Here is a 6,103-nt window from a genome sequence, read left to right on the forward strand (position 1 = left end):
GCCCCGGGGGAACCCGGGGCCGCCCTCGTGTTCGTCCGGGCCCGGGGCTCAGAGGCCGCTGCGCGGGCTGGGCGGAAGCGCCGCCGGGACGTGCCGCATGCCCGTGCCGTGCTGGGCGCCCGCGCCGTGCTGTGTGCCGCCCTGGACCGGCTGGGCAGCCTGCCTGCCCTGACCGAGCTGCCCGAGCTGTCCGACGCGCTGCCACGGGGACGGCTGCCCGCTGCCGCCCCGCGCGCTGCTCGCCCCCGCGCTGTAGGCGCTGTACGAGCTGCTGAAGGTGCCCGCGCGATGGCCGCCGGGCGAGCCCGTGCGGTGCGGGATTCTCGCGAAGGCGGTGAAGCCCAGGTCGTCCTCGCCGCTGCGGTCGCCGGGCAGGGTGCGGAAGGACTTGACGTACTCGGCGTAGAGCGCGTCGTAGATCGGGGTGGCCGATGGAGCGCCATGAGGTTCCTGAGCCGGTCGCGGGGCGGGCACCTCCCGTCCCGGACGGAGCGGGGAGCCTGCGGGCGGGACCGGCTGGAAGGCCGGGCGGCGGGGAACGTCGTATGCGTGCACGTATGTCCAAACGACCCCGCCGCCCAGGGGATGCGGCCGGACGGCGGTCAGCAGGCCGGCCGCCCGGCGAGCGGGGCGCTCAGATGCCCGCGAGCGGCAGCGCGGAGCCGACCAGCTTGCCGTTGGCCGCCGCCTTGTCGAGCGCGTCGCGCAGCAGGTCCTCACGGGGCTGGCGCCCGATCGAGCCGACCGGCGCCGCGTACATGAGCACCTGCTGGTGCTTGTTGGCCGCCGCCCGCCAGCTGTCGGTGACCTGGAGCGGCTGGTGCGCCTGCCACCAGGCGACCGGCTGGCCCCCGTTCACGCCCGGCTGGAGCACGGCGTGCAGCTGGCCCGCGGCGAGCAGCACCGACCAGCCGTGCAGCACGGGCGGCACCTCGGCGAGTTCGATGAGCGGCATGAAGCCCTGCTCGATCAGCAGCGGCAGGAAGTCGTCGCCGATGTCCGTGGAGCCGGGCCGCACGATGGGCGCGGTCGGCTCCACCACGAGCGCGGGGTGCAGTTCCCCGGCGATCAGGACGAGCCCGCTGGTGACGCCGAGCACGGCCTGCTCGGGCATGGCCTGCTGCGGGGCGCCGCCCGAGGTGCCGCCGATGGAACGGACGGCGCCCTGCAACTGCTCCTCGGTGACCTGGACGACCTGCGAGGGCAGGCAGCCCGCGTGGGCGAAGGCGAGTACGGCGGTCTCGTCCCCGATGAACAGGACGGTGCTGGTGCGCTCGTGCTCGGAGTCGCCCGGGGTGCGGCAGGACGTGCAGTCGTAACTGCCCGGGGCGTTCTCTCCGGCGAGCAGCCGGTCGGCTTCTTCGTCGCCGATCTCGGCGCGTACCTCGTCGCTGACGTCGAGCATGCGCGGCACGGTGGCTCCCTCGGGATGCGGTGCGTGGCGGGACCGGGTGGCTCCCGGCCCGTGGTCCGGGGTGGTCCCGGGCTCATGCAGAAGACAACGGGTGATCTGTGGCGGGGGTCACGCTCCCGGGCGAACGGAATCGAACCATCCACCGCACAGGGTCACGTCAGGTGCGGAATCGGACACTCACCGTCAAGAACGGAGAAAGTCAAGGAAGTTGATTCGGTGAAGTGAGTCACAAATCGCTTCGGCGTCTGGTCGACAAATGCGGAAATCGACGAATTAAATGGGTGTCTGAATTTCGCCGATACCCACGGTAACCATGAACTGGCCTGGCATGACAGGGAGTTGGTTGATGTGGCCGCGGTCCGCTCCCTACATTCCTCCGCCGTGTGCACAGAGCACCGCTCGGGAAGTCCGCCGGCCGCGCCGCATCAGGGCGCAGCACCACCGTCCGGCGGACGGGCGGAGCGTGCCGACCGCGTCCGTACGCGGTCGGAGCGGTCCGCCCGGGGGGACCCCGGGTTGTTCGAGAGGGACTCACATGTCCGAATGTGCCGATACCAGCGGCAGCATTACCCGTAAGACCCGTACGACGGCGGTCCTCGCCGGGGCGGCACTGCTCGCCCCCCTCGGACTGCTCGCCACGGCCGGCAACGCGGCGGCGGCGGACGGCGGGGTGTGGGACCGCATCGCCCGATGCGAGAGCGGCGGCAACTGGCACATCAACACCGGCAACGGCTACTACGGAGGGCTCCAGTTCTCCGCAGGCACCTGGCGCGCGTACGGCGGCGGCGCCTACGCCCCGACCGCCGACCGGGCCACCAGGACCCAGCAGATCGCCGTGGCCACCAAGGTCCAGGGCGCCCAGGGCTGGGGCGCCTGGCCCACCTGCGCGGCGCGCGCCGGAGCGTCCGGCAGCGCCCCCGCGGGCAACTACGGGGCGGCGCCGTCGAAGCAGAGGTCGACATCGTCGTCGACGTCCAAGTCCGCGCACTCCTCGAAGTCCGCGCACTCCTCGCACTCCTCGAAGCCGACGGGCTCCTCGAGGACGTCGGAGCAGTCGAAGTCGCCGGCCCGTCCGACGGAGCACCCGGCCCGCGGCGCCTCGCGCGGCGACTACACCGTCCGCCCCGGTGACACGCTCAGCGGCATCGCGGCCCGGCACGGCACCGACTGGCAGCGGATCTACGCCGCCAACAAGGCCGTCATCGGCGACGATCCCGACGTGATCCTGCCCGGACAGCGCCTCGCCCTCTGAGCCACCCGCCCGGCACCCGCCCCACCCGGTCCCGCGCGGACCGGGTGGACGGGTGACCGGGCGGAGGCGTGGACGCGTGGACGCGCCGGGCGGCCCGCGCCGTGTGCACGCGGCGGCCGCCGGCCGTCCCGTGCGCCAGACTTCCACCATGCTGGAGACCTCCGCACGACTGCTGCGCCTGCTCTCGCTCCTGCAGGCCCACCGCGAGTGGTCCGGGGCCGAACTCGCCGACCGGCTCGGCGTCACCGCGCGCACCGTGCGCCGGGACGTGGACCGGCTGCGTGAACTCGGCTACCCGGTCAACGCCAGCCCCGGCACGGGCGGCGGCTACCAACTGGGCGTCGGCGCCGAACTGCCGCCGCTGCTCCTCGACGACGAGGAGGCGGTGGCCGTCGCCGTCGGACTGCGCACGGCCGCCGGGCAGGGCATCGAGGGCATCGACGAGACCTCCGTACGCGCCCTCGCCAAGCTGGAGCAGGTGCTGCCGCACCGGCTGCGCCGCCGGGTGGCCGCGCTGAACGCCTTCACCGTACCCATGCTGCGCGGGCCGCGGCCGTCGGCCGTGGACCCGGTGGTGCTCACCGAACTCGCCCACCTCTGCCGGGACACCGAACGGCTGCGCTTCGACTATCTCGGGCACGACCGCTCGGCCACCCGCCGCAGCGTCGAGCCGCACCGCCTGGTGTGCACCGAACGCCGCTGGTACCTGGTCGCCTGGGACCTCGACCGGCAGGACTGGCGTACCTTCCGCGTCGACCGCATGACGCCCAGGCCGCCGCACGGACCGCGCTTCACGCCCCGGGAGCCGCCCGCCGAGGATCTAGCCGCCTATGTCTCCCGGGGGGTCTCCACGCGCGCGTACGCCGCACACGCCGCCGTCCGGCTGCTGGTGCCGCTGCACGAGGCGGCCGAGCGGGTCTCGCCCTCGGCCGGGACGCTGGAGGCCGACGGCGACGACGCCTGCGTCCTGCGCACCGGGGCCACGAGCCTGGACGTGATGGTCGTCCACGTCATGATGATGGGCCTGCCGTTCGAGGTGCTGGAGCCGGCCGAACTCGTCGAGGCGATCAGGACGGCCCGGGACCGGCTGGACGCGGCGCTGGCCCTTGCCGGCGGTCCCGGCCCGCGTACTCGGGATGGTGCAGGTCGAACGCCGGGGACTCCGAGCGGATCCGGGGCAGTGCGGTGAAGTTGTGCCGGGGCGGCGGGCACGAGGTCGCCCACTCCAGCGAGCGGCCGAACCCCCAGGGGTCGTCGACCTCGACCTTCGCGCCGTACCGGGCGGTCCGCCAGACGTTGTGCAGGAACGGCAGCGTGGACAGGCCCAGCAGGAACGCGCCGATGCTGGAGACGGTGTTCAGGGCGGTGAAGCCGTCGGCGGCGAGATAGTCGGCGTACCGGCGGGGCATGCCCTCGGCGCCGAGCCAGTGCTGGACCAGGAACGTGGTGTGGAAGCCCACGAACAGTGTCCAGAAGTGGATCTTCCCGAGCCGCTCGTCGAGCATCTTCCCGGTGAACTTGGGCCACCAGAAGTAGAACCCGGCGAAGATCGCGAAGACGACCGTGCCGAAGACGACGTAGTGGAAGTGCGCGACGACGAAGTACGAGTCGGTGACCTGGAAGTCCATCGGCGGCGACGCCAGGATCACCCCGGTCAGACCGCCGAACAGGAACGTCATCAGGAAGCCCGTCGCCCACAGCATCGGGGTCTCGAAGGACAGCGAGCCCCTGAGCATCGTCCCGCTCCAGTTGAAGAACTTCACGCCCGTCGGCACCGCGATCAGGAACGACATGAGCGAGAAGTACGGCAGCAGGACCGCACCGGTCGCGAACATGTGGTGCGCCCACACCACCACCGACAGACCGGTGATCGCCATCGTCGCGCCGACCAGCGTCAGATAGCCGAAGACCGGCTTGCGGCTGAAGACCGGGAGGATCTCCGTGATGATCCCGAAGAACGGCAGCGCGATGATGTACACCTCGGGGTGCCCGAAGAACCAGAACAGGTGCTGCCACAGCAGCGCGCCGCCGTTGGCCGCGTCGAACACCCGGGCGCCGAGGCGCCGGTCCGCCTCCAGCACCAGCAGCGTGGCCGCCAGCACCGGGAACGCCATGAGGATCAGGACCGACGTGAACAGCGTGTTCCAGGTGAAGATCGACATCCGGAACATCGTCATGCCGGGGGCGCGCATCCCGATGATGGTGGTCACGAAGTTGACCGCGCCGAGGATCGTCCCGAAGCCGGCCAGCGCCAGCCCCATGATCCACAGGTCGGGACCGACCCCGGGCGCGTTCCTCGCGCTGTTGAGCGGGGCGTAGGCGAACCAGCCGAACGCGGCCGGACCGCCGTGCACCGTCAGCGAGCCGAGCACGATCAGACCGCCGAACAGGAACAGCCAGTACGACAGCATGTTCAGCCGGGGGAAGGCGACGTCGGGGGCGCCGATCTGCAACGGCATCAGCTCGTTGGCGAAGCCCGCGAAGCTCGGCGTCGCGAACAGCAGCAGCATGATCGTGCCGTGCATCGTGAACAGCTGGTTGTACTGGTTGTTGTCGACGATCTGGAGTCCCGGCCGGGCGAGCTCGGCCCGCATCAGCAGCGCCATGACCCCGGCGGCCAGGAAGAACCCGAACGACGTGATCAGGTAGAGATGGCCGATCTTCTTGTGGTCGGTGGTGGTCAGCCAGTCGACGACCACGCGGCCCGGCCGGGGCGTGTGGTCGGGTCGCACCGCCGTGCCGACGGTCTCCGTCCCCATCGCTCGCTCGCCCCTTCGCTCGTCGCGTCCCGGGTCCCCCGGAGCCCGTGCCGCACCTGTGCCCACGGGCTCACGGGCCCGCGCCATGACGCTCGCGCCGCCCTGCTCCCGGCCGGGGCCGTAAGGGGAGCGTGTGGCGAAGCCGTGAATTTCCTATGCGGCGTCAGCTGCCGCGCCCCCGTGTGAAATCGCCGGGGAAGGTCACTCCGGAGCGGTTCTCCGGGTATTTTCCGCCGGCCATTTCCTGGGGCAGGGCAGACACGCGGTAATTACGTTCGAATACCTGCGTAAGGGCTATGCAACCGCCCGATCGTGTGACGCAGTTCGATCGAAACGTATGTCGTGATCCTGTGACAGAAGTGTGACCGGAGTGATCCACGGCGCAGTCCCGCCTTCCGGGGAAGCCGCCGACGGCCTAGCGTGGCGGCATGTCAGCGAATCCGACTCCGCCGGCGGAGCCCCAGGACAGTCCGGAGACGTATGTCGGCCTGGAGGCCCGGCGTGCCGAGCGGCTCGCGCGGGAGCGCGGCTGGACGGCGGTGCGTTCGCTGCCGCCGGGCACGGTCATCACCATGGAGTACCGGGTGGGCAGGCTGAACTTCGAGGTGCGGGACGGCACGGTGACGCGGGCCTGGAAGGGCTGACGCGCGCGGCGACGGCGAAGGCCCGGCTCCTGAG

5 protein-coding genes and 1 pseudogene are annotated in these 6,103 nt (G+C 71.6%); 3 read left to right on the forward strand and 3 right to left on the reverse strand.

Annotated features, from left to right (window positions below):
* Window positions 1–48: 48 nt before the first annotated feature.
* Both ABT085_RS42745 and ABT085_RS42750 read right to left on the reverse strand, forming a co-directional pair.
* Complete coding sequence (locus ABT085_RS42745; RefSeq protein WP_351621511.1) at window positions 49–555, reverse strand: hypothetical protein; 507 nt, start codon at window positions 553–555, stop codon at window positions 49–51.
* A gap of 79 nt (window positions 556–634) precedes the next feature.
* The gene (locus tag ABT085_RS42750; RefSeq protein ID WP_351621514.1) at window positions 635–1,414 is read right to left on the reverse strand and encodes a DUF8842 C-terminal domain-containing protein; all 780 of its coding nucleotides are present in this window, start codon (window positions 1,412–1,414) and stop codon (window positions 635–637) included.
* A gap of 535 nt (window positions 1,415–1,949) precedes the next feature.
* Here ABT085_RS42750 and ABT085_RS42755 point away from each other — a divergent pair.
* Both ABT085_RS42755 and ABT085_RS42760 read left to right on the forward strand, forming a co-directional pair.
* Window positions 1,950–2,666: a LysM peptidoglycan-binding domain-containing protein gene (locus ABT085_RS42755; RefSeq protein ID WP_351621517.1), complete on the forward strand. Its 717-nt coding sequence runs from the start codon at window positions 1,950–1,952 to the stop codon at window positions 2,664–2,666.
* A gap of 148 nt (window positions 2,667–2,814) precedes the next feature.
* Window positions 2,815–3,855 (forward strand): helix-turn-helix transcriptional regulator, encoded by a 1,041-nt coding sequence (locus ABT085_RS42760; protein ID WP_351621520.1) that lies wholly within the window; start codon window positions 2,815–2,817, stop codon window positions 3,853–3,855.
* On the opposite strand, the pseudogene ctaD reads toward ABT085_RS42760, so the two are convergent.
* A pseudogene (ctaD, locus tag ABT085_RS42765) lies at window positions 3,740–5,425 on the reverse strand (aa3-type cytochrome oxidase subunit I); the annotation flags it as partial. The gene ABT085_RS42760 and the pseudogene ctaD overlap by 116 nt on opposite strands.
* Before the next feature lie 428 nt (window positions 5,426–5,853).
* Here ctaD and ABT085_RS42770 point away from each other — a divergent pair.
* Complete coding sequence (locus ABT085_RS42770) at window positions 5,854–6,069, forward strand: I78 family peptidase inhibitor (protein WP_351621523.1); 216 nt, start codon at window positions 5,854–5,856, stop codon at window positions 6,067–6,069.
* The last annotated feature ends 34 nt before the right edge of the window (window positions 6,070–6,103 follow it).

It is taken from the genome of Streptomyces sp. NPDC002265 (assembly GCF_040296125.1).
Taxonomy (GTDB): Bacteria; Actinomycetota; Actinomycetes; order Streptomycetales; family Streptomycetaceae; genus Streptomyces.

What these genes read in the sequence shown, in the direction of transcription:
- ABT085_RS42755 (WP_351621517.1), top strand. Translation starts at nt 1,950, where the DNA reads ATGTCCGAATGTGCCGATACCAGCGGCAGCATTACCCGTAAGACCCGT.
- ABT085_RS42760 (WP_351621520.1), top strand. Translation starts at nt 2,815, where the DNA reads ATGCTGGAGACCTCCGCACGACTGCTGCGCCTGCTCTCGCTCCTGCAG.
- ABT085_RS42770 (WP_351621523.1), top strand. Translation starts at nt 5,854, where the DNA reads ATGTCAGCGAATCCGACTCCGCCGGCGGAGCCCCAGGACAGTCCGGAG.